Source organism: Stenotrophomonas sp. STEN029, assembly GCF_056760015.1.
This window is the reverse complement of record NZ_JBRREC010000032.1, coordinates 18,389-43,726: the sequence shown is the minus strand read 5'-3', so window position 1 is coordinate 43,726 and position 25,338 is coordinate 18,389. Positions and strand designations below refer to the sequence as shown.

General features: G+C 64.0%; 20 protein-coding genes. 5 read left to right on the top strand and 15 right to left on the bottom strand.

Going from position 1 to position 25,338, the window contains the following annotated elements:
* Positions 1-106: 106 nt before the first annotated feature.
* Together ACVOLI_RS09295 and ACVOLI_RS09290 are read right to left on the bottom strand one after the other, a co-directional pair.
* On the bottom strand, positions 107-1,753 hold the full coding sequence (locus tag ACVOLI_RS09295; RefSeq protein WP_282271877.1) for a Na+/H+ antiporter: 1,647 nt from the start codon (positions 1,751-1,753) through the stop codon (positions 107-109).
* A 202-nt stretch (positions 1,754-1,955) separates the two neighbouring features.
* The gene (locus tag ACVOLI_RS09290) at positions 1,956-2,753 is read right to left on the bottom strand and encodes a DODA-type extradiol aromatic ring-opening family dioxygenase (protein WP_481534371.1); all 798 of its coding nucleotides are present in this window, start codon (positions 2,751-2,753) and stop codon (positions 1,956-1,958) included.
* Between the two features lie 101 nt (positions 2,754-2,854).
* Between ACVOLI_RS09290 and ACVOLI_RS09285 the strand changes: the two genes are divergently transcribed.
* Positions 2,855-3,757, top strand: coding sequence for a LysR family transcriptional regulator (locus ACVOLI_RS09285; protein WP_481534370.1), 903 nt, complete (start codon positions 2,855-2,857; stop codon positions 3,755-3,757).
* Here ACVOLI_RS09285 and ACVOLI_RS09280 read toward each other — a convergent pair.
* Positions 3,749-6,694 (bottom strand): bifunctional diguanylate cyclase/phosphodiesterase, encoded by a 2,946-nt coding sequence (locus ACVOLI_RS09280; protein WP_481534369.1) that lies wholly within the window; start codon positions 6,692-6,694, stop codon positions 3,749-3,751. The genes ACVOLI_RS09285 and ACVOLI_RS09280 overlap by 9 nt on opposite strands.
* A 321-nt stretch (positions 6,695-7,015) precedes the next feature.
* Between ACVOLI_RS09280 and ACVOLI_RS09275 the strand changes: the two genes are divergently transcribed.
* A complete protein-coding gene (locus tag ACVOLI_RS09275; protein ID WP_481534368.1) occupies positions 7,016-9,121 on the top strand; it encodes a M13 family metallopeptidase in 2,106 nt (701 codons plus the stop codon).
* A gap of 136 nt (positions 9,122-9,257) precedes the next feature.
* Here ACVOLI_RS09275 and ACVOLI_RS09270 read toward each other — a convergent pair whose 3' ends face one another.
* Positions 9,258-10,184, bottom strand: a complete 927-nt coding sequence (locus tag ACVOLI_RS09270) for an oxygenase MpaB family protein (RefSeq protein WP_481534367.1) — start codon at positions 10,182-10,184, stop codon at positions 9,258-9,260.
* A 331-nt stretch (positions 10,185-10,515) separates the two neighbouring features.
* On the opposite strand from ACVOLI_RS09270, the gene ACVOLI_RS09265 reads away from it, so the two are divergent.
* Positions 10,516-11,118, top strand: a complete 603-nt coding sequence (locus ACVOLI_RS09265; protein WP_282273375.1) for a hypothetical protein — start codon at positions 10,516-10,518, stop codon at positions 11,116-11,118.
* Positions 11,119-11,165: 47 nt separating this feature from the next.
* Here ACVOLI_RS09265 and ACVOLI_RS09260 read toward each other — a convergent pair whose 3' ends face one another.
* The 10 genes from ACVOLI_RS09260 to ACVOLI_RS09215 all read right to left on the bottom strand — a co-directional run bounded on the left by ACVOLI_RS09260 (position 11,166) and on the right by ACVOLI_RS09215 (position 20,918).
* Positions 11,166-11,495 (bottom strand): hypothetical protein, encoded by a 330-nt coding sequence (locus ACVOLI_RS09260; RefSeq protein WP_296252488.1) that lies wholly within the window; start codon positions 11,493-11,495, stop codon positions 11,166-11,168.
* 28 nt (positions 11,496-11,523) lie between these two features.
* Positions 11,524-12,297 (bottom strand): LytR/AlgR family response regulator transcription factor, encoded by a 774-nt coding sequence (locus ACVOLI_RS09255; protein WP_481534366.1) that lies wholly within the window; start codon positions 12,295-12,297, stop codon positions 11,524-11,526.
* Positions 12,287-13,627, bottom strand: coding sequence for a histidine kinase (locus ACVOLI_RS09250; protein WP_481534365.1), 1,341 nt, complete (start codon positions 13,625-13,627; stop codon positions 12,287-12,289). The genes ACVOLI_RS09255 and ACVOLI_RS09250 overlap by 11 nt, the downstream gene beginning before the upstream one ends.
* Positions 13,628-13,864: 237 nt before the next feature.
* Positions 13,865-15,838, bottom strand: a complete 1,974-nt coding sequence (locus ACVOLI_RS09245; RefSeq protein ID WP_481534364.1) for a hypothetical protein — start codon at positions 15,836-15,838, stop codon at positions 13,865-13,867.
* A 235-nt stretch (positions 15,839-16,073) separates the two neighbouring features.
* Complete coding sequence (locus ACVOLI_RS09240; protein WP_481534363.1) at positions 16,074-17,723, bottom strand: M28 family metallopeptidase; 1,650 nt, start codon at positions 17,721-17,723, stop codon at positions 16,074-16,076.
* 65 nt (positions 17,724-17,788) lie between these two features.
* Positions 17,789-19,039, bottom strand: a complete 1,251-nt coding sequence (locus ACVOLI_RS09235) for an RNA polymerase sigma factor (RefSeq protein ID WP_481534362.1) — start codon at positions 19,037-19,039, stop codon at positions 17,789-17,791.
* Between the two features lie 200 nt (positions 19,040-19,239).
* Positions 19,240-19,596 carry a DUF1428 domain-containing protein gene (locus ACVOLI_RS09230; protein ID WP_282268480.1) on the bottom strand — a complete coding sequence of 119 codons (357 nt, stop codon included), beginning with the start codon at positions 19,594-19,596 and terminating at the stop codon, positions 19,240-19,242.
* A 13-nt stretch (positions 19,597-19,609) separates the two neighbouring features.
* On the bottom strand, positions 19,610-20,023 hold the full coding sequence (locus ACVOLI_RS09225) for a VOC family protein (protein ID WP_481534372.1): 414 nt from the start codon (positions 20,021-20,023) through the stop codon (positions 19,610-19,612).
* On the bottom strand, positions 20,020-20,457 hold the full coding sequence (locus ACVOLI_RS09220) for a VOC family protein (RefSeq protein ID WP_481512334.1): 438 nt from the start codon (positions 20,455-20,457) through the stop codon (positions 20,020-20,022). Before ACVOLI_RS09220 ends, ACVOLI_RS09225 begins: the two co-directional genes overlap by 4 nt.
* Positions 20,458-20,486: 29 nt before the next feature.
* The gene (locus ACVOLI_RS09215; protein ID WP_481534361.1) at positions 20,487-20,918 is read right to left on the bottom strand and encodes a YciI family protein; all 432 of its coding nucleotides are present in this window, start codon (positions 20,916-20,918) and stop codon (positions 20,487-20,489) included.
* 166 nt (positions 20,919-21,084) lie between these two features.
* On the opposite strand from ACVOLI_RS09215, the gene ACVOLI_RS09210 reads away from it, so the two are divergent.
* Positions 21,085-21,459: a YciI family protein gene (locus ACVOLI_RS09210; RefSeq protein ID WP_481534360.1), complete on the top strand. Its 375-nt coding sequence runs from the start codon at positions 21,085-21,087 to the stop codon at positions 21,457-21,459.
* 99 nt (positions 21,460-21,558) lie between these two features.
* On the opposite strand, the gene ACVOLI_RS09205 is transcribed toward ACVOLI_RS09210, so the two are convergent.
* Positions 21,559-21,804, bottom strand: a complete 246-nt coding sequence (locus ACVOLI_RS09205; RefSeq protein ID WP_481534359.1) for a hypothetical protein — start codon at positions 21,802-21,804, stop codon at positions 21,559-21,561.
* 402 nt (positions 21,805-22,206) lie between these two features.
* Here ACVOLI_RS09205 and ACVOLI_RS09200 point away from each other — a divergent pair, with 402 nt between their 5' ends.
* Positions 22,207-25,314, top strand: a complete 3,108-nt coding sequence (locus ACVOLI_RS09200; RefSeq protein WP_481534358.1) for a TonB-dependent receptor — start codon at positions 22,207-22,209, stop codon at positions 25,312-25,314.
* The last annotated feature ends 24 nt before the right edge of the window (positions 25,315-25,338 follow it).

Here is a 25,338-nt window from a genome sequence, read left to right as displayed (position 1 = left end):
GGGCTAGTGCACTGGCAGCTGACGTGATCCGAGCCCCTCTCCCGCCTGCGGGAGAGGGGTTGGGGTGAGGGGAAGCTTCTAACAAGCGGACCCAAAACAACCACCCTCAATCCCTCTGCCGGGTCTCCAGCAGGTCCAGATTGCGGATCAGCTTGCGCGCGATCTCATCCGATACCTGCCCGCGCCGGGTCAGCCGGAACAGCTCCTCGCGCTCGGCATTCAAGCCGGCGCTACGCAGGCTGCGATAGGCCTGTTCCATGCGCCGCACTTTCTCCGGGTCTTCGTCCGGGCCCTGCCCTTTCTCCAGATTGCGCTGGTACAGCAGGCTCACCCGCGCCGCAGCGTCGTTGAGCAGCTGCACGGAACTGGTGGACTGACCTTCGACCAGGGCCTGTCGTGCCTTCTCCACTGCTGCCAACGCAGCCTTGGACGAGGCCCTGCGGGCCAGGTCTTCCTCGCGCCGGCTGTCATCGTCCTTGGGCAGCTCCAGGCCCTTGAGCAGGCGCGGCAGCATCAGGCTGGCGCCGACCAGCGATACCAGGATCACCGCCGCCGCCAGGAAAATCACCAGGTCACGCGCAGGGAACGGCTCACCACCGGGGATCATCAGCGGCAGGGTCAACACGCCGGCCAAGGTGATCGCGCCGCGCACGCCGGCCACCGACATCGCCAGCACCACCCGCCACGAGGTACTGGTGGTTTCTTTCTCGCCACGCATCCGCGCCCGCAGCAGGTTCCAGCGCAGCGACAGCCATACCCAGACCAGTCGCAGCACCACCAGCACGGCATTGATCGCCAGCACATAGACCAGCAGCCACCACGCGCTGTGATGGCCAGTCACCGACATGGTCTCGATCGCACGCTCGACAATGCCCGGCAGCTGCTCGCCCAGCAGCACGAAGATGATGCCGTTGAAGCTGAACTGCACCATGTTCCACACCGCGTTGCGCTGCACACGCATGCTGCCGCTGATGCGACCGGTCAGCTCCACGTAGCTCATGGTCACGCCCGCGGCCACCGCGGCGAGGATGCCCGATGCGTGCAGTTCTTCCGCCAACAGGTAGGCGGCAAACGGAATCAGCAGGTTGACCAGCAGCGCCGCGCCCGGCTCCTCACCGAAACTGCGCCACAACCAGCGCTGGAAGGTGGACACGCTCCAGGTCACCGCCACGCCAATCGCCAGGCCGGCGAAAGCGACCCACAGGAAGGTCAACGATGCCTCGGCCAGCGAGAACGAACCGGTCATCACCGCCGCCACCGCGAAGCGGAAGCAGACCAGGCCGGAGGCGTCGTTCAGCAGCGACTCGCCTTCCAGGATGTGCATCAGCCGCTTGGGAATGGGCACGCGTGACGCAATCGCGCTGACTGCCACCGGATCGGTCGGCGAGATGATCGCCGCCAGTGCGAACGCCACCGCCAGCGGCATCGATGGAATCATCCAGTGGATCAGCAGTCCAGCACCGAGCACGGTGAACACCACCAAGCCAAACGCCAGTTCCAGGATCGCGCCCTTGTCGCGGAACAGGCCCTGCTTGGGAATGCGCCACCCATCCAGGAACAGCAGCGGCGGCAGGAACAGCAGGAAGAACATGTCCGGCTCAAGCGCATGGCCGCGATTGAACACGCCTGCAATCAGCGCACCCAAGCCGATCTGCACCAAGGGCAACGGCAATGAGAAGGGGAGGATTCTTACCAGATAGCCACTGGCGACAACCGCCACCAGCATCGCCAGGACTACTTCAATCGTGTGCATGCCCGTTCCACGGATTCACTACCACGACAGCAGGCTGCCGACACTGGCAGTGGCGGATGAATACCGGGAAATTACCACAGCAATCAGGCGTTGCTGCTGTTGAAGTGCTTGATGATTGCTCGCAATCGCATCACGCCAGCGCCAGATCACTCAGCGTGCAGCGCTGGTTCCCGTGCTGCACGCCAAGCTGTACCAGCAAACTTCATCGGGCCTTGCCGTCAAAGCGATAGATGTCCATCGCCAGGAATCCCATGTCGATGCCGGCATCGATCCGCCGTGCGCCTAGCTGGTCGCTGCCGGCTGCGCCCATCGCGAAGTACAGCGGCAACAGATGCTCGTCGGTGGGATGCGCCTGGGCCGCGAACGGCGCCTGCTGGCGGTAGTCGAACATGGCCTGCACGTCGTTGGCCGCCAGCTTCTGCTCCACCCAGTGGATGAACGGCCGCACATACGGCGCTTCCTTGCCCTCGTGGTAACTGCGCCAGTCGTGCAGGTTGTGGGTGATGCTGCCCGAGCCGATCAGCAGCACGCCCCGCTCACGCAGCGGGGCCAGTGCACGGCCCAGCGCGAACTGGTGCTTCGGGCCGAGCCGGGGTTGGATCGACACCTGCAGCACCGGGATCTCTGCCTCCGGATACAGGTAACGCAGCGGTACCCAGGCGCCATGATCGAGCCCGCGCTGCGGGTCGATGCCCGGCTGCAGGCCGGCATCGGCCAGCCGCTGGGCCACCTCCCGGGCCAGCGCCGGTGCGCCCGGCGCCGGGTATTGCAGTTGGTAGAGCGGCTCGGGGAAGCCACCAAAATCATGGATGGTCTCCGGCTCGGCCGCTGCCGATACCTGTGGCGCATGCCCCAGCCAATGCGCCGAGGCCATGACGATGGCGCGCGGCCGCTGCATCCCGGCAGCCAGCTCAGCCAGCCGCGGCCCCACCAACCCCGGCTCCAGGGCGGTCATCGGTGAACCATGCGAGATGTAGAGGGAAGGCAGCTGGCTGCTCATCGTGGGCTCCCTGACGGGGTTTGGGGAGCACACAGGTTATTGCCCGGAGCACCAGCAACAAATAATCTCGACAGCAACGTTTTATTGCGGAAACGGGAACAATGGACACCATCGATGCCATGCGGGTGTTTGTCGCGGTGGTTGAGCGCAATGGCTTCAGCGCCGCCGCTGATGCCCTGGACATCTCCACCGCCGCGGTCACCCGTCAGATTGCCGCGCTGGAAAAGCGCCTGTCCACCCGCCTGCTCAACCGCACCACGCGACGGGTCAGCCCGACCAGCACCGGTGCCGCCTACTACCAGCGCTGCGTGCAGCTGCTGGCCGAGTTCGACGAACTGGAAGCATCGGTCGGCGCGCAGGCGCTGCAGCCGTCCGGACGGCTGCGTATCAATGCGCCGGTCAGCTACGGCATCGCCCGGCTCGGTGCATTGCTGCCGGCCTACAGCGCGCGTTATCCACAGGTGGAGCTTGACCTGCAGTTGTCCGACCGCCTGGTCGACATGGTCGAGGAAGGTTATGACCTGGCCATCCGCATCATCCGCCAGCCGGCCCCGAACCTGATTGCCCGGCACCTGGGGCAAGTCCACATCCGCCTATGCGCGGCACCCTCCTACCTGGCCCGACGCGGCACTCCTACCACCCCGCAGGATCTGGCCACGCACGAATGCCTGACCTACACCTACTCCGCCGCCGGCGAGGCACTGCAGCTGCTGGGACCAGAGGGTGAAGTCAGCATCCCCGTACAACCGCACCTGCGCGCCAACAATGGCGAGGTACTTCGCGAGGCTGCCATCGCCGGCATGGGCATCATCGCCCAACCCGACTTCATCATCGATCAGGCACTTGCCGACGGCCGCCTCATGCCGGTACTGCCGCAGTGGGAAGTACCGCCGATCGGCATCTATGCGGTCTACACCAGCCGCAGCCACCTGGCACCCAAGGTGCGCAGCTTCATCGACTACCTGGTCGAATGCCTGGACGAGGACGCCGACCGCTCAGTTTGAGCGGCTGTCTGCCAGCATCGCCAGTACCTGCTGCAGCGGCATCGGCCGGCCCAGCAGGTAGCCCTGCACCTGGTCGCAGCCATGCGCGGCCAGCCAGCGCCGCTGGCCCTCGGTCTCCACGCCTTCGGCGATCACCGACAAGCCCATGCTGTGGCCCAGCGACAGCAGCGCACGACAGATGGCGGCGTTGCGCGGATTGGTTTCGACATCACTGACAAAACCGCGGTCGATCTTCAGCGAATCCAGCGGCAGATGCTGCAGGTAGGACATGCTGGAGAAGCCGGTACCGAAATCATCCAGCGCCACGCCCACGCCATTGGCATGCAGGTGGCCCAGGGTCTGCAGCGCCTGGGTAGGATTGCGCATCAGCACGCTCTCGGTGAGCTCCATCTGCAGCGCACCGCGGGCCAGGCCGTGGTCCTGCATGGCACGGCTGAACTCGCCGACCAGGTCGCTGTTGAACAGCTGCACCGCCGAGACGTTCACCGCGATCGGCAGGTGCTGCCAACCCGCGGCAGACAACTGTTTCTGCGCGCGTGCGGCAGCGTGGATCACCCAGCGACCGAGCGCGATGATCAGGCCGGTGTCTTCGCACAGCTGGATGAAATCAGCCGGTGCGATGAAGCTGCCATCGGCCTGCGGCCAGCGCAGCAGGGCCTCCAGCGCCACCGGGCTGCCTTCGGAGGCATCCATGATGGGTTGGAAGTGCAGCAGGAATTCGCCGCGGTCGATGGCCATGTGGATGCGACCGGCCAACTGCAGCCGCTCGGTGTAATGCGCCGCCATACCCGTATGGAAGTGCAGCAGCGCCACACCGGTTTCACGCGCAGCGTGCGCGGCCTGTGCCGCGCGGCCCAGCACCTGCTCGGCCAGTTCGCCGTCCCGCGGGCAGCTGGCCACGCCGATGCGTGCTTCCAGCTGGTGATAGGTATCGCGGCCGCGGATGGGCTCGGCCACCGCCGCCAACAAGGCGTTGAGCGCCATCTGTGGGTCGCCCTCGCCTTCGATCGCGAGCACGAAGTCTTCGGCCGGCTGGTGCGCCAGCAGGCCATGGCGGGCGGCCAGCCCGCCCAGCCGCACCGACACCGCGCGCAATGCCTCTTCACCGGCATCACGTCCCAGGGTATCGGTGATCATCTGCAGGCCACGCAGTTGCACATGGGCGATGGTGTAGCCGCGGCTGCCCGCATCCAGGCGCTCGGAAAGCGCGCGCACGGTCAGCAGGCCGGTGCCTGCATGGTGACTGGCGCGGTAGGCCAGCTCGTTCTCGTAGCGCAGGCGCTGGCTGACATCTTCGGCCAGCACCAGGCAGGCATTGCGGCCGGCAAATTCCAGCTTGGCGAAATGCGCCTGCACGTGGAAGGCACTGCCGTCCTTGCGCAGGTGGGTGCTGATCTGCAGCCCCAGCAGATCACCACTCAAGGCACGGCCGGCGGTCTGGCGGATCTCATCCCATTCCGCTGCTGGACGGATGTCGAGGATGGACATCGCCAGGAACTCTTCGCGGCTGTAGCCGTATTGATCGATCGCAGCCTGGTTTACTTCGAGGAAACGCAGGGTGATCAGATCGAAAATCCAGAACGGCGCCGGGTTGCGATCGAACACCAGCCGGAACTGGCGCTGTGCCTCCTGCGCGCGCGCCTCGGTGGTGACCCGCTCGCTGATGTCGACCACCGCACCGGCCAGGCGCTTGCTGTCACCGGCATCGTCGACCAGCTCACCGCGCGCGGACAGCCAACGCAGCGAACCGTCGCCACTGCGCAGCCGGAACATCGCGTTCAAGGCGCCCTTGCCGGCCAAGGCACGCACCAGCATGTCGTTGAGCCAGGCGCGGTCTTCATCGTGCACCCGCGTCAAGAACCCTTCCAGCGAAGTGCTGCGCCCCGGCAGGCCCAGCATCTGCTGGGTCAGCGCCGACCAATACACGATCGGCCGTTCGCCATGGATGGACCAGGTACCCACCTTGCCAACTTCGTGGGCCAATGCCAGCTCGGCATTGCCGGCCTGCAATTCCTCGCTGAGCTGCTGCTGGTGTCGGGCACTGCGGTCAACCCGATACAGCAGGTAGGCAAAACCGGCCAGATACAGCAGATAGATGCCAATGGAGGCATACAGCAGCAGATACCAGCCAGCCATCACCTCGCGGTAGGACAACGAGGCGTACAGACTCAACGGGAAGTCGGTGGGCACGCTGACCGCGGCGATGCGGCGCTGGCCGTCGAAAGGACTGGTCACCACACCGCGCTTCAATACCGTCGGTGATGGCGGCAGCACCCGCATCGGCTTCGCCAGCGGCCTGCCCACCAATCGTTCCGGTTCGCGGCTATGGGCCAGCAACTGACCGTAGCGGTTGCCAATGGAGGCGGTACCGTCGCGGCCCAGATCCAGGCCGCTGACAACCTCCTGGAAGGCCCCCAGCCGCACCCGTGTCAGCAGCCACTGATCGGGCTGCACCTGCAAGGCCGCACGCAGCACCCAATGCTTGTCCGCGCTCTGCTCCAGGGCACCCAGAAACAGGCCACCGTTGAGCAGACGGTTTTCCGGAACCACCCAACTCTGCAACGTGAGATCGCCCACTCCTGCCGACAGCGGCACACCGCGATCATCCACCAGGGTAATGGAGGCAAGGTCCTGGTTGCGCTCCAGCACGCCGCGCACGCTGGCCTCAAACAAGGCAGGTGCCTGCTCAGGCACCTGTCGATAGAACTCCCGGGTGTCGCTGGCGGTGCCGCGCAATGCGCGTTCCCAGGTAACCAGCTGCGCGCGCAGCAAGCGGCTGCTGCCACTGGCCAGCGCCGCCGACTGCCGCTGCGCGGCCTCGAGCCGACTGTTGCGGTCGTTCCACAACATGCTGATCATGCCGCCTGCCAACAGCAAGCCCACTGCCACACCGGCAATGATCATGACCCGCAATGGATGAGCCGGCGTCCGAGTCACCGGTGAATCCAACGTATCAGTAGACGGAAAGCTGGCATTGCGTATGTTGGTCCTGGCATCACTACAACTAGGAACCGGCAGGTGGGGACCTGCAACGGTCGCATGCGAACACCACATACTCCACCCTGCGAATGTCTCCCCAGACACCACGTGCAGCGCGTTCGCTCAAGCATGCAGCACAATCACCGTCGGCGTGAAGAGTGCGTGACCAATTTTCTCGCATTCCCCGCACTTGTGCACATCCGTCAAGTGCCAGAATCAATATCTTTGTGAACGGGGTTCGAGGTCTAGACTTGTCATACACATCCTCTGGATACCGTCATGGCTTTGCAACGTTCTCTCCTGGTACTGGCAATCGGCACCGCACTTGCCCTCAGCGGCTGCGCAAAGGACGCCAGCGCGCCCGCCACTGATACCAGCGCGACACCCGCACCCGCCAGCAGTGCTGCCAAACCGCAGCTGGGCAGCTTTGGCTTTGATTCCGACGGCATGGACCGCAGCGTCGCTGCCGGCGACAACTTCTACGACTTCGCCAATGGGCAATGGGTGCAGCGCACCGAGATACCCGCCGATCGCTCCAGTTATGGCAGCTTCAATGTGATCGCAGAGAAAACATTGGCCGATACCCGCGCCATCATGGAAGAAGCCGGCAAGGCCAATCCCGGCGAAGTCCGCAAGATTGGTGACTATTACGCCGCATTCATGGACGAAGCCGGCATCGAAGCGCGCGGCATCGCGCCGGTGCAGCCGGCTTTGCAGGCCATCGCCGGCATTGCCGACAAACCGGCATTGGCAAAGGCCCTGGGTGCCAGCCTGCGTGCCGACGTGGACCTGCTCAACGCCACCAACTTCTACACCCCGCACCTGTTTGGCGTGTGGGTGTCGGTGGATCTGCTGCAGCCGGACCGCAACGCGCCCTACCTGGTGCAGGGCGGCCTTGGCATGCCGGACCGCGACTTCTACCTGCAGGACGGCCGCATGGCCGAGCTGCGCAAGGCCTACGAGGGCTATGTAGCCAAGCTGCTGGAGTTGTCCGGTGACAGGGACGCGGCCGCCAAGGCGGCGCGCATTGTCGCGCTGGAAACCAAGATCGCCCGCGCCCACGCCACCCAGGAAGAAACCAACGACGTGCAGAAGGGCGCAAACGCCTGGAAGCAAACCGACCTCACCAGCAAGGCACCGGGCATGGATTGGAAGGCCTTCCTGGAAGGCGCCAACCTGGGAGCCCAGCAGGACTTCATCGTCTGGCAGCCGAAGGCCGTGGCCGGCCTGTCCAAGCTGGTCGCCAGCGAGCCGCTGGATGTGTGGAAGGACTACATGGCCTTCCACGCGCTGGACGAGGCAGCCACCTACCTGCCCAAGGCCTTCGCCGATGCCCACTTCGCCTTCCATGGCACTGCGATGAGCGGCACCCCACAGCAGAGCGATCGCTGGAAGCGTGCGGTGGCTGAGACCAACAGCGCGGTTGGCGAGGCCGTTGGCAAGATCTACGTCGAGCGCCACTTCGATGCCGCCACCAAGGCGCGCGCCGATGAAATGGCCAGGAACATCATTGCTGCCTTCGCCAAGCGCATCGATGCGCTGGAATGGATGTCACCGGAAACCAAGGCGCACGCCAAGGCCAAGGTTGCCGGACTCAAGGTGGACATGGGCTACCCGAGCAAGTGGCGCGACTACAGTGCACTGGAAGTGAAGCCGGACGATGCACTCGGCAACGCCCAGCGCGCCTCGCTGTTCGAATACCAGCGCAACATCGCCAAACTCGGCAAGCCGGTCGACCACAGCGAATGGGCAATGCTGCCGCAGACCATCAATGCGATGAACGTGCCGCTGGAAAACCGCCTGGTGTTCCCGGCAGCCATCCTGCAGCCGCCGTTCTTCGACGGCGCCGCTGATGATGCGATCAACTACGGCGCCATCGGTGCGGTGATCGGCCATGAGATCAGCCACGGTTTCGACAATGCCGGCGCGCTGTTCGATGAAACCGGCAAGCTGCACAACTGGTGGACGGCAGACGACCTGAAGAAGTTCAACGCCGCCGGTGATGCGCTGGCGATGCAGTTCGACAGCTACGAGCCGTTCCCGGGCGTACACGTCAACGGTCGCCTGACGCTGGGTGAGAACATCGCCGACGTCGCCGGCCTTGGTACTGCGTATGACGCGTATCGGTTGTCACTGCAGGGCAAGCAGGAACAGACGCTGGAAGGCTTCACCCCGGACCAGCGCTTCTTCCTCGGTTTCGCCCAGGCCTGGCGCAGCAAGGCGCGTGAACAGGCACTGCGCAATTCACTGCTGACCAATGTGCATGCACCGGGCCAGTTCCGTGCACTGACCGTGCGCAACGTGGATGCGTGGTACCCGGCGTTCGAGGTCAAGGAAGGCCAGAAGCTGTACCTGGCGCCCGAGAAGCGGGTGAAGGTCTGGTAAAAGGCTTTGCGCTCCCTCCCTTTGGCCGAAGGCCAAGGGGAGGGCTGGGGAGGGGTTGCTGTGCTGCTGGCGGTAGGGGTGGGGGGGGGTGGGGTCGCTTTTTGCTGTTAAAGCCCCTGCCTTGCATGGCTCGGCACTACGCCGGATCAGGCCAGGCCGAGAGCATCGCTGGGTCCTGCCCTACCCGCTTGCAGGCACGCGTCGAAATGCCATCGTTCAAGGCAATCCGGAACAACGGCGCCACGCTGCGCAGCACCCGCGCCGCCACCACCGATTGCAACTGCTGGCCGCGGCTGCGGCCGAGCAGCTGCACCGCCCACTCCGGCAACAAGGCCGCACCCGCGGCAAGAAACACATCGCGCGACACGCCCGGCAATGGCACCGGCAAGCGCACATCGCTGAGCACCTCCAAGACCTCGCGTGAACGCTCATCCATCCTCAACTGCGACTGCTGCGCCTGGAAGTACTCACGCACCTGCGCTTCACTGGCTGGCACATCACGTGCGCCCAAGGCCTCGGCCACGCGTCGATACTCGTCGTAATAACGATCAGCGATGGCAGTCGGCACCTCACGACAATAGCGCCGGCAGCCTTCCAGAAAGCCATAGGCTTCGGTGACGTGCACCCAGGTCAACAGTTGCGAATCATCAGCGGCATAGGTGCGGCCATCGGGTAGCGTGCCCACCACCTGCGCATGAATACGCCGAACCTTGCTGATCAGCTTCTCGACCTCGGCTGCCGGTGCATAGCTGGTACCGGCGACAAAGCTGGTGGTACGGCGCAGCCGCCCGACCAGGTCTTCACGGAAATTGGAGTGGTCGTAGACGCCAGCCAAGGCACGCGGGTGCAGCAACTGCAGCATCAGCGCACACAGGCCGCCGGCCAACATGCCGGGGAACTCGGAATGGATACGCCAGGTAACACTGCCCGGCCCGAACCAGCCCGGGTCAGCCAGCGGCGTGTCGTATTCAACGCCGTTCTGGTTACGTGGAAAGGCGTCCAGCACCCAGCGACGGATATGGGCGGTGGCGGCGGCAGAGACGGGGCTGAACAGGGATGACATGGTGCCTATCGTACCGGTCCGGCTGCGCAGCTGGCTTGCTTGAGCCGCCGATCCGGCAACCGTACAGCCGCCGTCAAGCCCCGGTGCCAGCGACCGGCGCCCCATGTGCGAACGCAGCAGAGAACTCGACAAAAACTGAAACGTCCTTCGGCTTGGACGATGACGCACCGCAAAAAATCCGCGCTGTCACGGTGTCACGGCAAACACCGCCGGTCGGTTCTTCGCACCGCCCCCATTGCCAAGTGCGACGAAAGTGCTAGAACTGAGCCTGCCTGACCGCACCAACCTGCATCCGTCGCTCGTTCCAGCAAGTATCTGCAAGGAGCTCAACATGATCGCACTGTTCAAAGGTTTGGGATTGCTGCTGCAAGACAACGAGCTGTACAACAGCCCGTTCGAGAAACAGGTCGATCATTGGAAAAACCTGAGCGATCAGCAGATACGCGAGGAAGTGTCAGTACTGGCCAAGGCCAAGTGCCAGTGGCTGATGGCCTCGATCGTGCTGTGGCAGGCATCGTCACTGCTGATTCTTGGCTTGATCACCAATTACCTGTGGCGCGATGACTTCCATATCACCTTCACCCGCGTGGTGATCGTGCTCGGCTCATGGGTATCGATCCTGTTCGTGATCTGGTTCATGGCCAACATGTTCGACCATACCGCCGGTTTCGAGCGCTGGATGAAGGCCTTCAACAGCCGCGCCCGCATCAGCTCCGATGCCGACAGCGTGGATGAAGTGGCCGAGGCGCTGGAAATGGCTGAGCACTATCCGGAGGTCCTGGACTACAAGCAGGCCGTCACCAGCACCCGCGAGCTGCGTCATGAGGACGTGCGCATCATGCGTGAACTCGGACGCATGCGGCAGCATTCGGAACTGGTCGGCAAGCTCAATCACATCGGTGACGATGGCTTGCGGCTACAGCCTGCGTTCTGAACCAGTCGCACGCTTTGAAACCCATCGCCGCGCTCGTCGCGGCGATTTTATTTCTGCAGGGTTACCTGCTGGGAATACCCACTGGGCAAGCCACTGAGCTGACGGGTGGCGCCAACCACGACGACAAACTCGCCCAGGCCTTCACGCCGGCACAGCTGTGCATCGGCTGCGCCACTGCAATGCTCGCGGTACAGCAGATAATTGCAGCGACCACTATCACTCTGCAGGCACTGGAAACGGCTGACGCCGTTTTTCACGGTGGTGCGGCTGAGCAGGCTCTGTTCACCGCTGATGCGGGTCACCGAGGTCTGCCCGGGGGTTTCATGGATGCCCAGCATCGACAGCAGGCTGCCGATCAAAACTGTCAGGTAATGCATGGCAATACTCCGGCAAGCGGGGGCGGCATCACATGCCGCGGAACAGACTCATGAAGGGTTGGCTGACCATCAGCGTTTCACTGCGCTGTTTCAGCCGTAATACGCCGCGGCCACTGTCATCGCGGCTCACCGCCGCCACCGCCTTCATGTTGACGATGGTGGCGCGGTGGATCTGGCGGAAGCTGTTGGCGTCCAGGGCAGCCGTCAGTTCGCGCAGTGAGCTGCGCAGCAGCAGTTCTTCCTCGGCGGTGACCACCACCGTGTATTTGCTGTCGGCGCGGAAATACAGCACTTCGTCCAGCATCACCAGGCGGGTTTCGCGGCCATTGCTGGCGGTGATCCAGGCCAGCGGCGGTGCGGCCAAAGGCGCGGTGGGTTGCCTTGCCAGCTGCTGCAACAGCCGCTCCAGCACGCTTGGATCGGTGTTGCCACTCTGCCTGCGCGCCAGCACGCGCTGACGGGTCGCCACCAGCCGCTCATCACTGACCGGCTTGAGCAGGTAGTCGACCGCGCCTTGTTCAAACGCGCTGATCGCGTACTGATCGTAGGCGGTGACGAACACCACCTCGGTGTGCGGGCTCAGCCGCTGCAGCGCGCGGGCCACGTCCAGGCCGGTGATGCCAGGCATGCGGATGTCGAGGAAGGCCAGATCGGGCTTGTGCGTTTCCAGCGCTTCCAGTGCGGCGGCACCGTCCTCGCATTCGGCGACGATGTCCAGCTCAGGCCACAGGCGCTGCAACTGGGCTACCAGGGCCTGACGCAGCAGCGGCTCGTCTTCGGCAATGAGGGCTTCAAGATGCACGGGGCAGCTCCGGGATATTCACTGTTGCCTGTCCCGGCGCGTTGTTTGCCGGCGCAGCTGTCGTTGCGGCGGCGACGACCGGCGGTGGCGAGGCAAGCTGCTTGGGCAGGCTGATGGTGGCGGCCATGCCGCTGGGGAAGTTGGAAACCAGCGCAAGCGTGGCCTGCTCGCCGCAGCTCAGGCGCAGGCGCTCGCGCAGGTTCTTCAGGCCGATGCCGGTGCCACTGTTGTCGGTGCTGATGCCCTGGCCGTCGTCGGCGACGGTGATCGTCAACTGACCATCCAGCTCGCGCGCCAGTATCCACACCGTGCCGCCGCCGCTCTTGGGCTCCAGGCCATGCTTGATCGCATTCTCGACCAGGGTCTGCAGCGACATCGACGGCAGGCTGACGCCGTGCAGGTGCTCGGGCACATCGATCTGCAACGTCAGCCGCGAGCCCATGCGGATCTGCAGGATCTCCAGATAGGCCTTCACCCGCTCCAGTTCCTGTCCCAGCGTGGACACCGACTGGTCAATGCCGGGCAGGGAACTGCGCAGGTATTGGATCAGGTGCCCCAGCATCTGCTCGGCACGGGCCGGATCGCTGCGGGTCAGCACCTGCGCGTTGGCCAGCGTGTTGTAGAGGAAGTGCGGTTCCACCTGGGCATGCAGCAGGTTCAAACGGGCCACGCTGAGTTCTTTTTCGGCCTCGGTGCGTGCAGCCTGTGCGCGTTCTTCGCGGCGCTGCTGGGCGACCTTGCCGCTCAAGGCATGGGTGATGGCTTCGGCGTTCTCATAGTTGCTGCCTTCATCCAGCAGCCACAGGTCGACCCAGGCGCCGGCATCGGGCTCGAAGAACAGGGTGACGCTGCTGGTGTCCGCACCGGGAATCACGCGGGCGGTGATCTGGTTGTGCTTGATCGCCAGCCGCGCCATCGGATTCCAGCGCGATGGCGGACGCTCGCCGTAGGGATCGGCGCGGCGCTGGGTAGCGCGCAGTTGCAAGGTGCCAATCGAGCGCTCCAGGCGCTCGATGCGCGGCATCTGCCCGATGACCTGTTCCAGCAGCGCGAATGCGGTGGGCGCATCCAGCGGCAGCTCGACCTGGCGGCGATGGCGATTGGCCAGCGACTGTGCGTCGAGGCGATCGGCAATCAGGGTGACGCGGCGGATATGGCCAACCACGGCAGTCAGCGCGAACAATGCCAAGGCCATCGCAGCGAGGCCGAAGATCCAGCCCGGTGACTGGTCCATACCGCTGAACAGGCCACTCCACAGGAACGCGGCGACGAGGATCGTCAGCGCCCAGGCGGCGAGGATGCGGAAACCGAGGAAGAGGCTGGCGAACATGGGGCAGTCACCGTAGGGATTGGGATCGAGCATAGGCGCCGCCGGACAGGCTGCAAGCAGCCTGCGACGAAACCCGAAAAAGGGCGACCAAGCCCGGATTGGCGGGGATGGAGAGGCCGGGCAATTGTAGGAGCGGCGTAAGCCGCGAAGCCGGCAGCAATGACGGGCCAGACAAGCCCGCAATCAGATGATCGACCTGCTTCGCGGCTTACGCCGCTCCTACAAATCCGACCTGCATCACCGGGACCGCCACTCTGCCGGCAGCGCCCACCGCGACACGCCATCGCCACACAGGCCGATCAGCGCGTCACCCTGCGGCGCCCAATGCAGCTGGCGCAGGTCCCAGCAGGCGGAGCGGCTGGCATTCAATGACAGCGACTGCCCCGACTCAAGATTCCACACCGCCAGCACCGGGGTGCCGCCATCGTTGCCGCCCAAGGCCAGCAGACGTCCATCGGCCGAGGCCGTTGCCGCATTCAATGCGTTCAGCCCCGGCAACGCCAACGAATAGCGCAGCTTGCCGCTGGCCAGATCCACCACATGCATGCCCGGATCGCGGCGGTTGCCTTCCATCAGCACGAAGCCGACGGCAACCCAACCGCCCTTGGCCGAGCCCAGCGGCGCTGGCACCCACTGCGCCATGCCGGTGTCGTCATTGCCATCGACCTTGCCGAAGCGGCGCGGCAGGGTCAGCACGCGACTGACCCGTCCAGTCGTGCCATCCAACTCGGTCAAGCCTGCCGGGTCCTCGATCCAGAAACCCTGCCCCGGCCTGTCCCAGCGCACCGGCTTGACCAGCGAGTTGCCCGGATAGCCACCAACCACACCTTGCCGTGGCGCATCGAAACGCTGCGCATAGATCCACGGCTCACCATCGGCCGATGGCGACGTTTGCGGCTCAAGCACGCGCAACACGTCGCGGATCACACCACCGCCGTCCAGGGCATGGTCGTACGGCACCGGTCGGCCTTGCGTGTCATGCGTCCACTTCCAGCCGCCGCTGATCGGTTGACGCACACCGGCTGCCCAGCGCAGCGGATGTGCCAGCGCACGTTGCTGGTCCAGGCTGTACTCCACGATCTGCTGCTGTACCGCCAGCCAGGCAGTGCGGCCCTGCGGATCCACACTCAGGCCAGCGCGGCCGGCATCCGCGCTGGCTTGCCACAGACGCTGCGGCTTCTCGCCCATGCCCGGCGCCCAGCGCCACAAGGCATCGGGATAGCTGCTGAGCAGGAGTACGCTGCCGTCGGCCAGCGGCCGCATGTCGTAGTAGTCGCCACTGCCGAAGGGCAGCAGGCGTTGCGCTGCGGTCGCGTCCTTGTTGCCGCCCGGCGCCGTCAAGGTCGGTTCGACGATGCGAATATCTGCCTGCGCCGGCAGCTGCCAATCACTGACGCCGACGCCGATCTGCAGGGCTGCACCGGGCAGCTTGCGCACGGCATCGTAGACCGGATTGAAAAGCGCCTCCGGCACGCGGCGGCGGCTCAGGCGTGGGGAGGGGCCGCCGCCCATCACGTTGAACTCGCGCAGCTGGTCGACGATGCCACCGTTCGGATTTGGCCAGTCGTCGGTTCGGCTCAAGCTGATTGCCGTTGCCGGTTTTCCCAGCGCTTCGTCGACCTGCATCACCCGCACTTCGACCGTGCTTTTGGCACGGCCGAGTACGCCGTGTTTCTGCTCGGCACTGGCCTGCCAGCTGGCGAAGCTGCCCTGCAGTTCGGCCAGCTTGTCGCTCATCGCATCGACCGTGGGATCACGCTGCAGGCGCTGCTCACGCAGCGGCAGTTCCTCGGCGAGCAGCGCGCCCTGCTCCACCGCCGTCTGCAATGCAGGCATGCGGTAGCGGCGGATGAACTCGGCCTTCAATTCCGGGCGGCGCGCGATCAGCACATTGCCCCAGCCGTGATCCATGTAGGCCACGCGGGTGCGCTGTACTGGCGCATTGAATTTGCCCAGCGGTGCCAGGCTGGCCTGCACCACCGGCAGCACCTGCTCGAACGGCAACGCCACCAGCAGTTCCACCCTGTCCAACGGGCGTTGCTGCTTGGCCAGCAACGGTGCCTGCAGGGCTGACGGCAGGCCTTTCTCTGGCGCCTGCTGCGCGGTCGGCAACATCTGCCAGTTTGCCGGCAAGGGCGCGGCAGAGGCCCACAACGAGGAGGTGATGCCAACCAGGCACAGGATCGCGCCGCAGGCGCTGGTGTTTGTCATGGGTCTTCCTTGATGGTGCGGTGACCGGATTCTTGGGGGCTGTATGTATTTATGGGTCCCCGACCCTCACCCCAACCCCTCTCCCGCAGGAGAGGAACTTGTAGTGCCGAGCCATGCTCGGCAGGGCTTTACCGGTAACGCCTGAAGGCACGGCAGCGCTGCGCGCTGCGCAGAAGCTGCCCTCACCCCAACCCCTCTCCCGCAAGCGGGAGAGGGGCTTCAAAGCCTTCAAGCCTTACTTGCGCTCTGCCGCACTCGCATCACGCGTCGCGCGGAAGCTCTCCTCCGGGCTCCAGTTCGGCCAGTCGCGCGAGTTGGCCAGCTTCTCGCCCAGGGTGTACAGCACTTCCAGGTCACGCGCGGCACCGGCGAAGGTCCAGTCGGCCTGCCATTCGTCGCCCTGCTGGTGGTAGCGCTTGGCGGTGTACTCGTCGGAAGCCTTCTTGCCAGCGGCGACGCCACCGTCGATCCAGTCCTGTCCCGCGCCATACGACAAGGCCGGCACGCCGCGCTTGGCGAACGGGAAGTGATCGGAGCGGAAGAACAGGCCGGCTTCCGGCTTGGTGTCCGGCGTGTAGCGGATGTCCCAGCCCTTGGCCACGTCCTTGAGCTGATCCAGCAGTTCGACCTTGGCGGTACCGTAGATGCCGAAGTCACGCGACGGGCTGTACGGCGACATGCCGTCCATGTTGATCACCGCCACCGTCTTGGCCAACGGGTACAGCGGGTTGCTGGCGTAATACTCCGAACCCAGCAGGCCCTTTTCTTCCGCTGTCACGGCCAGGAACAGCACCGAGCGCTGCGGCCTGGGCTGGGTGGCGAAACCACGCGCCAGCTCGACCAGGGCGGCGGTGCCGGAAGCGTTGTCCATCGCGCCGTTGAAGATACGGTCGCCACGCGCATCCGGCTCACCGACGCCAATGTGGTCCCAGTGCCCGGAGTAGATGACGGTTTCATCCGGATAGGTGCTGCCTTCCAGGCGCGCGACCACATTGTGCGAGGTGATGACCTCGTTCTTGACCTGGTAGCTGGCCGAGAAGGTTTCACCCTTCAGCTCCACCGGCTGGAAGTCGCGCGACTGCGCCTGCTTCTTCAGCGTCTCGAAATCCAGTCCGGCGCGCTTGAACAGATCCACCGCCAGGTCGCGCTGGATCCAGCCTTCCAGCGCCGGGTGCGCCTCGGCCGGGTTCTGCCGGACCACGTCGAACATGGTGTTGGTATTGGAACCGGCCACCGTCGCCCAGCCATAGGAGGCGGGGGCGGTTTCGTGGACGATCAGCACGCCGGCGGCGCCCTGGCGCGCGCCCTCTTCGTACTTGTACGTCCAGCGGCCGTAATAGGTCATGCCCTTGCCGTCGAAGTCACCGGCACCGGTCTCGAAATCCGGGTCGTTGATCAGCACCACGGCGATCTTGCCCTTCAGGTCCACGCCCTTGAAGTCGTCCCAGTTGCGCTCCGGCGCCTTCACGCCATAGCCGAGGAACACCAGCGGTGCATTGCTGATATCCACTGCGCTGGCACCGTTCATGGCCGCGCGCACGGCGATCTCCTGGCCCTGGGTCAGCGTCTGTGGCTTGCCCTGGCTGCTCAGCGACAGCACCGGCTTGCCGACGATGTCACCCTTCAGCAGCGGCACCGCTTGGGTCCACAGGCGCTTGCCGTCCTGCAGGTCACCGCCCGGCTGCATGCCGGCAGCAGCGAACTGCCTGCTCAGGAAGGCGATGGTCTTTTCCTCGCCAGCGGTGGCCGGGGAGCGGCCTTCATAGGCGTCGGAGGCGAGCTCGCGGACATCGGCCGAGATGCGCGCGCCATCAAACTTGGGCGGGGCAGCCATCAGGGCCGTGGATACCGACATCGCCAACAGGCTGATTACGACTCGTTTCACGCTGTACTCCAGTGGTAAGGCAACTTCTGGAGTGTAGCCAGCCCAGCGCGCCGATGTGCAGTGTCTTAGTGCAGGGTTGCCGCACGGCCCAGCAGCGCCTCGCGCTCGCGCGCATTGCTGCTCAGCGCCGCGGCCTGCTCAAACGCCTGGCGTGCTTCATCGGCACGCCCAAGCCGTGCCAGCAGGTCACCGCGCACGGCCTGCAACGGCGCGTAGCCTTGCAGCTGCGGATCATCGATCAACGCTTGCAACAAGCTCCAGGCCGGCAACGCACCTTGGGCCTGCGCCACCGCCACCACCCGATTGAGCTCAACCACGGGAGAGGGCATCACCTCGGCCAGGCGCGCGTACAGCACGGCGATGGTCTGCCAATCGGTCTGCTCGGCCAGCCTTGCGCGTGCATGACAGGCGGCGATGCCAGCCTGCACTACATAGGCGTCATCGGCACCGCCCAGTTTCGTTGCCTGATCCAACGCCGCCTGCCCGCGCGCGATCTGCAGCCAATCCCAACGGCTGCGGTCCTGCTCCAGCAGCAATACGGCCGAACCATCAGCGGCGGTTCGTGCACGCAGGCGCGAGGCCTGCAGCTCCATCAAGGCCAGCAGGCCAAGCACCGGCACCGTGTTGGGCATCAATCCGGCCAGCACCCGGCACAGCCGCAGCGCCTCTTCGCATAGCGCCGGCCGCATCCAGTCCTCGCCGCTGCTGGCCGCGTAGCCCTCGTTGAACACCAGATAGACCACGTCCAGCACCGACTGCAGGCGGGCGGACAGCTCCTGCAGGCGCGGCACTTCGAACGCCACCTTGCGTTCGGCCAGCAACCGCTTGGCGCGGACGATGCGCTGGGCGATGGTGGGCTCCGGAACCAGGTACGCACGGGCGATTTCGGTGGTACTCAGGCCGCACAGCAGGCGCAGGGTCAGCGCGACCCGCGCATCGGCGGGCAGTTCGGGATGGCAGGCGACGAACACCAGCCGCAGCAGGTCATCACCGATGTCGTCCAGATGGTCGGACTGATCCGCGCCCATGCTGTAGTCCTGCAATTCGTCGATGATCTGCGCCTGCCGCTGCGCATGCAGGCGCCGTTGCCGCAGCCGATCAATGGCCCGCCGCTGCGCGGTGGCCATCAACCAGGCGGCGGGGTTGTCCGGAATCCCCTGCCTTGGCCAATGCTCCAAGGCCGCAACCAGCGCGTCCTGGGCAAGTTCCTCGGCGCTGTCGAGGTCACCCAGCATGCGCGCCAGGCGCGCTACCAGACGTGGCGACTCCATGCGCCAAAGGGTGTCGAGCAGTCGTTGCAGTTGTGGATCGCTCATAGGGCGCGATCAGAGCATCGCGGTGAAATTGCTGCAAGCAAGCAGCGCATTTGCAGGAACGACGGTAGTGCCGAGCCATGCTCGGCAGGGGCCTGTACTAATGATGCGAAAAGCCACCCCCTCCCCAGCCCTCCCCTCCGCCTTCGGCGCAAGGGAGGGAGCAGAGCCTCCCCCTTCGCTACGCGAAAGGGAGCAGAAGCTCACAACTGCACGAACGGCTTGAACCCGCCCCAGAACATGCGCTTGCCATCGAAGGGCATGTCCTTCGGTCCCATGCCGGCCAATCGTGGATCGGCCATCGCCTTGGCATTGACCTTGTCGCGGTGCGCGCGCGAGCGGAACACCACGTAGGCGAACACCACCACCTCGTCTTCCTTCAGCTTCACCGCCTGCGGGAACGAGGTGCGCTTGCCCGGCTTCACGTCCTCGGCCACCGCTTCGACATACGCCAAGGCGCCGTGCTCCTTCCACACTTTCCCAGCCTTGCGCGCGATGCGCTTGTAGTCGTCGATCTTCGCGCTGGGTACCGGCAACACATATCCATCCACGTAAGCCATGATCTTCTCCTGGTTATTGACCCGGCTCGCCATCCATATGGGCGATTTCCCACAGGTGGCCATCGAGATCGGCGAAACCGCGCTGGTACATGAAACCGTAATCACGCGCCGGCATCGGTTCGCTGCCGCCGGCGGCCAGGGCCTTGTCCACCAGCTCATCCACCGCTGGCCGGCTGACCGCCGACAAGCAGGTGATCACCTCGGTCTGCTTGCGCGCATCGGCCAACGGTTTGTTGGTGAATGTCTGGAAGAACGGCTCCACCAGCAGCATCACGAAGATGCTGTCGCTGATCACCATGCAGGCCGCGTTGTCGTCGCTGAACTGCGGGTTGAAGCTATAACCCAGTGCGCCAAAGAAAGCCCTGGAGGCTTGCAGGTCACGCACTGGAAGATTGACGAAGATCATCTGCGGGTTGCCCATGCTCAGCCCTCCGCCGGCATCGGCTTCATGCAGTTGACCATCCACGGCTTGCCGTAGCGGTCCAGCAACATGCCCCAGCGGTGCGCCCAGAAGGTTTCGGCCAAGGCCATCTGCACCTGCCCACCTTCGGCCAGGGCCGCGAACACACGCTCGGCTTCCTCGATGCTGTCCACGTCGACGTTGATGGTGGTGGCGCTGCCACCAGCACCTTGCGGACCATCGGCCGCCATCAGCGTCGCGCCGCCGGCTTCGACCTGGCAATGCGCGATCTGCTCCGGTTGCGGCATGAAACCGCCGCAACCTTCCGCATCCATGTCCGGACTCGGCGGCATGTCGCCGTACTTCATTTCCGACACCACCGTGCCACCCAGCGCCTTGGCGTAGAACGCCATCGCCTCGTGGGTCTGGCCGTTGAAGCCCAAAAACGGAATCAATTTCATCGTATTGCTCCTGCTGCCTGGGGTTGGGTTCAGTTGTTGCGTTCTATCTGCTCGCGTAAACGCTGCTCCTGTGCCTGCAATTCCGGGGTGAAGGCGGCGCCGAAATCTTCAGCTTCGAAGAACGGGCGGATCTCCACTTCCACCGCACTGCCGTTGGTCGGGGTGAACGGGGCCCGCTTGAGCCACTCCACCGCCTCGTCCAGCGAGCGCACCTGCCACAACCAGAAGCCGGCAACGAGCTCGCGGGTTTCGGCGAAGGGACCATCGATCACGCTGCGGCCCTCGGCGGCGAAACGCACCCGCGCCGCCTGTGACGTAGGCTTCAAGCCCTCGCCAGCCAGCATGATTCCGGCCTTCACCAGCTCCTCATTGAAGGCTCCCATCGCGGCGATTTCCGCCTCCGTGGGCATCACGCCGGCCTCGGTCTCGGGAGTCGCTTTCACCAGCACCATCACTTTCATCACCTTGCTCCGTTGCAGGCCACATGCCCGCTTCAACAACAGGTACGACGAAGCACGGCTGGCAACCTCGACGAGGTCCCGCCATCTTTTTTATGAATGAATTCATGCGGCAACGCAGCAGGCGCGATGCGACATCATGTGCAACCCCTGCGCCTGAGGTTGGACCATGAAGTTCATGCTGTTGATCTATATCGACCCGCAACTGCTGCAGACCGTGCCTGCCGATGACTACGACACACTGATGCGCGGCTGCCTGCAGCATGCCGATGCCCTGCAGGCGCAGGGCATACTGTTGATGTCACAACGCCTGCAGCCACCAACCACTGCTCAGACCCTGCGCAGCCGCCAGGGCCAGTCACGGATAATCGATGGCCCCTTCGCGGAGACCCGCGAAATCCTGGCCGGCTTCAACCTGATCGAAGCAGCTGACGCCGATGAGGCCATGCGCATCGCGCGGCAATTCCCGTGGGCAGCGTACGGCAGCATCGAGGTGCGGGCGGTGGATGACCTGGATGCGGAGCGGGTGCGGGTCGGGGCGTGAGCGCGTTTTGCGGTACAGCAAGGCGGCGCTGGCAATGAAGGATGATCCACGGCCCGCATGGGCAGCTGGTCCTGGTTGCATACCTGCCAGCGCCTTCGCTCAGCGGGCAGTGCTCAACGTGGCAATCGTCGAGCCCGTATCCGGACCGATCAAACCGCCATCCACGTCTTCCTGATCGCAAGGCTTGCGGTCCTCCAATAGCGGCGCCATTCGCCCGCTGCCGATGTCCTTTTCTGCATGGATCAGCACCAATCTCGCTGCACCAACCGGGGCCACTTCGGCCGTGTGTGCATGACGCTTCCATCGCCTGCCAGCAGAACTGCGGCCAATCTGGACTTGGCACATTCCAGGATGGCCTGTGCACTCGGCCACACCTCCTCGGGCTCGCAGGCAGCCCCAGAGAAAACGCACTACCGATCGTCGTCGGCCTGCTGATCGCAGGTCGCGGCACCGACTCACCAAGGCCCAGATGGGGAAATACCTGGTTGCTGGAAGCAGGCTCGCAAGCCGGGCGCCCCAGTGCCTCGATTCCGAGAACCTGAATACGGGGAAGGGCAAAATGGCGTCATCCATTACCTTGGCACCTTGACATGCAAGGCAATGATTTAAAAGAAAAATGAAAATTTTTACGGAAAATTTAATGAATGGCTATTAACTTTCACGCGTAACCGGCGTTATCTTTCGTTCACCTGGTATTTAGGTATCTAACTTGATGCCTGCCAGAGAACACCCATTTCGGAGAGAGAGATGACCCATCGCAAGACCATTCAACGGGCTGCTTTGAGCGCTGCCCTGAGCCTGTGCCTCGCCGGCGTTGCCCATGCGCAGAGCACCACCGGTAGCATCTACGGCACGGTGCCATCGGCCGAAGCAGGTACCACCGTCCAGGTCACCAACAATGCCGGTTTCTCGCGCACGGTGACCGTGGGTGCTGACGGCCGCTACAGCATCAGCTCCCTGCCAATTGGCGACTACAAGATCAACGTGCAGCGCGATGGCCAGGTCATCGGCACACGTGATGTGTCGGTGATCGTGGGCGCAGGTACGGATGCCTCGTTCGCCAGCAGCGGTGCCGGCGCATCCACGCTGGAGACGGTCAATGTCACCGCTACCGCCGCAGCGGCGATCGATCTCACCGCCGTGGACACGCGCACGGTGATTACCGCCGAGCAGCTCAAGCGCCTGCCGATCGGCCGTACCGCTGAAGCCATCGCCATGTTGGCGCCAGGCGCGGTAGGCGGCGCCGGCGGCTATGCCGCACTGGCCAACCTGGTTTCCTTCGGCGGTGCTGGCGCATCGGAGAATGCCTACTACATCAACGGTTACTTCACCGGCGAGCCGCTTTCCAACCTGGGCGGCTCCGGCCTGCCGTTCGTTGCAGTTGCCCAGCAGGAAACCTACACCGGCGGCTACAGCGCCAAGTACGGTCGCTCCGATGGTGGCGTGATCAACCAGGTCGGCAAGAGCGGCACCAATGAGTGGGAATTCGGCGCACAGATCGACTGGGCACCGAAGTCCCTGCGCTCGCGCCGCGACGACCTGTACCTGCCCGACATCGACCTGTCGCAGTACAACTCCAATCCCAACCTGCCGTCGACCTGCGGTACCGGCAAGAATGAGAAGTGCGAATGGGGCTACTCGGATCCGGATCTGGCAGGCACCAAGTACCAGAGCGGCAAGGGCGTCGAATTCGGCTCCACCCGCTATAGCGGCTACGTGGGCGGCCCGATCATCCAGGACAAGCTGTTCTTCTTTGCCGGCGGTGAGTGGTACAAGACCGACTCGGTGACCAATCCGAACACGCTCGGCAATGCCCGCAGCGTCCATGCTGAGGACGACAACTCCAAGTACTACGTCAAGATCAACTGGAACATCAACGACAACAATCTGCTGGAGGCCACCTGGTTCCAGCAGAATGATGACTACAGCGGCAACTACCGTGCGTACGACCTGGACACCTTCACTCAAGGTGCGAAGCTCTCCACCGTACCGACACCGATCATCAAGGAAACCGACTATCGGGTGCTGAAGTACACCAGCTTCCTCACCGACAATCTGACCTTGAATGCCACCTACGGCACCAGCGATTTCACCAACCGCCAGGTCAACCCGAGCATCCTCGCAAACACCCCGTATATCGCAGGCTCGGCGTTCCAGGACCCGGCTGCCAACGGCGGCAAAGAGGTGAAGAACATCCAGGGTGGCTACCAGTCCATTGATGCAAAGGACAAGACCCGCGGCTTGCGCGCTGACCTGGAATGGGTGGTGGGCGACCACACGCTCAGTGTTGGCGTGGACAACATCAAGTTCGAAGCAAAGAACGAGGGCACGTCGCAGGTTGCCGACTACTGGGAATACAGGAAGGCCAGCAGCGGCGCCACCAACATCTCGCCGTCGCTGGGCGTGGGTGCGCCGGGTGGTGAGGGCTACTACGTTCGCCAGCTGAAGTACTTCAACAACACCAGCATGTCGCTCGACCAGAAGGCCTGGTATCTGGAAGACCGCTGGAAGGTGACCGAGAACCTGCTGCTCTCGATCGGCCTTCGCAACGACGAGTTCACCAACAAGAACGACGCCGGCCAGTCCTACATGGATGCCAAGGACCAGTGGGCACCGCGTCTTGGTTTCAGCTGGGACGTGATGGGTGATGCCTCGCTGAAGGTGTTCGGCAACGCTGGCCGCTACTTCCTGGCAATGCCCAACAACGTCGCAATCCGCGGCGCATCGGCATCTACCTATACCTACCAGTACTACACCTACAGTGGTGTCGATGCCAGCGGCCTGCCCACCGGCCTTGTCGAGGTTCCTGGCCTCAACGGTGCACCTGCACCGGGTCCGGTGTCGTCAAACGGCGAATATGGCGTGCCGGTCGATGTGTTGGCCTTCGCCCCCAAGGACATGAAGAACATGTACCAGGATGAGTACATCCTGGGCTTCGAGAAGACCTGGGGTTCCGACTGGGTTTACGGTGCAAAGTTCACCTATCGTGACCTGAAGTCATCCATCGACGATATCTGCGACAGCGGCAAGATCGTCGACAAGCTCATCGCCAACAAGATCGATCCGGATTCGGTTGAAGTCGCCAGCTGCTACATGTTCAACCCGGGCGGCAGCAACACCTTCAGCTTGAAGAACGTCAATGGCTCCGGCCGCACCGAGATCAAGATGAACGGCTCCGATTGGGGCTTCGATGAAGGCGTCAAGCGTACCTACAAGGCGATCGACCTGTACCTGGAGCATCCGTTCGACGGCAAGTGGGAAGGCCGCGTGAACTACACGTACAGCAAGAGCGAAGGCAACAACGAAGGCCAGGTGAAGTCCGAGTTCGGCCAGACCAACATCTCCAAGACCCAGGACTGGGATGCTGCCGAGATGATGCGCTTCGCCAACGGCTACCTGGCCAACGATCGTCGCCATCAGCTGAAGCTGTTCGGCAGCTATGCCATCACCCCGGAATGGATGGTGGGTGGCAACATCCGCGTGATGTCCGGCTCGCCGATCAGCTGCCTGGGCTATTACAACCCGGACGGCGGCATCAACGAGGGCACTACGGCCGGCGATCCGATCGGTTACGGCGCTGCTTACCACACCTGCCTGGGCAGCATCGCCAAGCCGGGTGCACGTCGTAATCCCTGGACCAAGAACGTCGATCTGGCCGTGACGTACCGTCCGTCGTACTTCGACGAAAAGGTCACCTTCAGCATGCAGGTGTTCAATGTCCTCAATGAGCAGAAGGCGACCCAGGTGGATGTGACTTCGGAAGAAGACGCATACACGGTGTCCAACACCTACATGGTGCCGATTGCCCGTCAGACCCCGCGCTACGTGATGTTCTCTGCAACCTACGATTTCTAAGAAATCCGCTGTGGCAGAACGAAG

What these genes read in the sequence shown, in the direction of transcription:
- ACVOLI_RS09295 (WP_282271877.1), bottom strand. Translation starts at nt 1,753, where the DNA reads ATGCACACGATTGAAGTAGTCCTGGCGATGCTGGTGGCGGTTGTCGCC.
- ACVOLI_RS09290 (WP_481534371.1), bottom strand. Translation starts at nt 2,753, where the DNA reads ATGAGCAGCCAGCTGCCTTCCCTCTACATCTCGCATGGTTCACCGATG.
- ACVOLI_RS09285 (WP_481534370.1), top strand. Translation starts at nt 2,855, where the DNA reads ATGGACACCATCGATGCCATGCGGGTGTTTGTCGCGGTGGTTGAGCGC.
- ACVOLI_RS09275 (WP_481534368.1), top strand. Translation starts at nt 7,016, where the DNA reads ATGGCTTTGCAACGTTCTCTCCTGGTACTGGCAATCGGCACCGCACTT.
- ACVOLI_RS09270 (WP_481534367.1), bottom strand. Translation starts at nt 10,184, where the DNA reads ATGTCATCCCTGTTCAGCCCCGTCTCTGCCGCCGCCACCGCCCATATC.
- ACVOLI_RS09265 (WP_282273375.1), top strand. Translation starts at nt 10,516, where the DNA reads ATGATCGCACTGTTCAAAGGTTTGGGATTGCTGCTGCAAGACAACGAG.
- ACVOLI_RS09260 (WP_296252488.1), bottom strand. Translation starts at nt 11,495, where the DNA reads ATGCATTACCTGACAGTTTTGATCGGCAGCCTGCTGTCGATGCTGGGC.
- ACVOLI_RS09250 (WP_481534365.1), bottom strand. Translation starts at nt 13,627, where the DNA reads ATGTTCGCCAGCCTCTTCCTCGGTTTCCGCATCCTCGCCGCCTGGGCG.
- ACVOLI_RS09245 (WP_481534364.1), bottom strand. Translation starts at nt 15,838, where the DNA reads ATGACAAACACCAGCGCCTGCGGCGCGATCCTGTGCCTGGTTGGCATC.
- ACVOLI_RS09235 (WP_481534362.1), bottom strand. Translation starts at nt 19,039, where the DNA reads ATGAGCGATCCACAACTGCAACGACTGCTCGACACCCTTTGGCGCATG.
- ACVOLI_RS09230 (WP_282268480.1), bottom strand. Translation starts at nt 19,596, where the DNA reads ATGGCTTACGTGGATGGATATGTGTTGCCGGTACCCAGCGCGAAGATC.
- ACVOLI_RS09220 (WP_481512334.1), bottom strand. Translation starts at nt 20,457, where the DNA reads ATGAAATTGATTCCGTTTTTGGGCTTCAACGGCCAGACCCACGAGGCG.
- ACVOLI_RS09215 (WP_481534361.1), bottom strand. Translation starts at nt 20,918, where the DNA reads ATGAAAGTGATGGTGCTGGTGAAAGCGACTCCCGAGACCGAGGCCGGC.
- ACVOLI_RS09210 (WP_481534360.1), top strand. Translation starts at nt 21,085, where the DNA reads ATGAAGTTCATGCTGTTGATCTATATCGACCCGCAACTGCTGCAGACC.
- ACVOLI_RS09205 (WP_481534359.1), bottom strand. Translation starts at nt 21,804, where the DNA reads ATGTGCCAAGTCCAGATTGGCCGCAGTTCTGCTGGCAGGCGATGGAAG.
- ACVOLI_RS09200 (WP_481534358.1), top strand. Translation starts at nt 22,207, where the DNA reads ATGACCCATCGCAAGACCATTCAACGGGCTGCTTTGAGCGCTGCCCTG.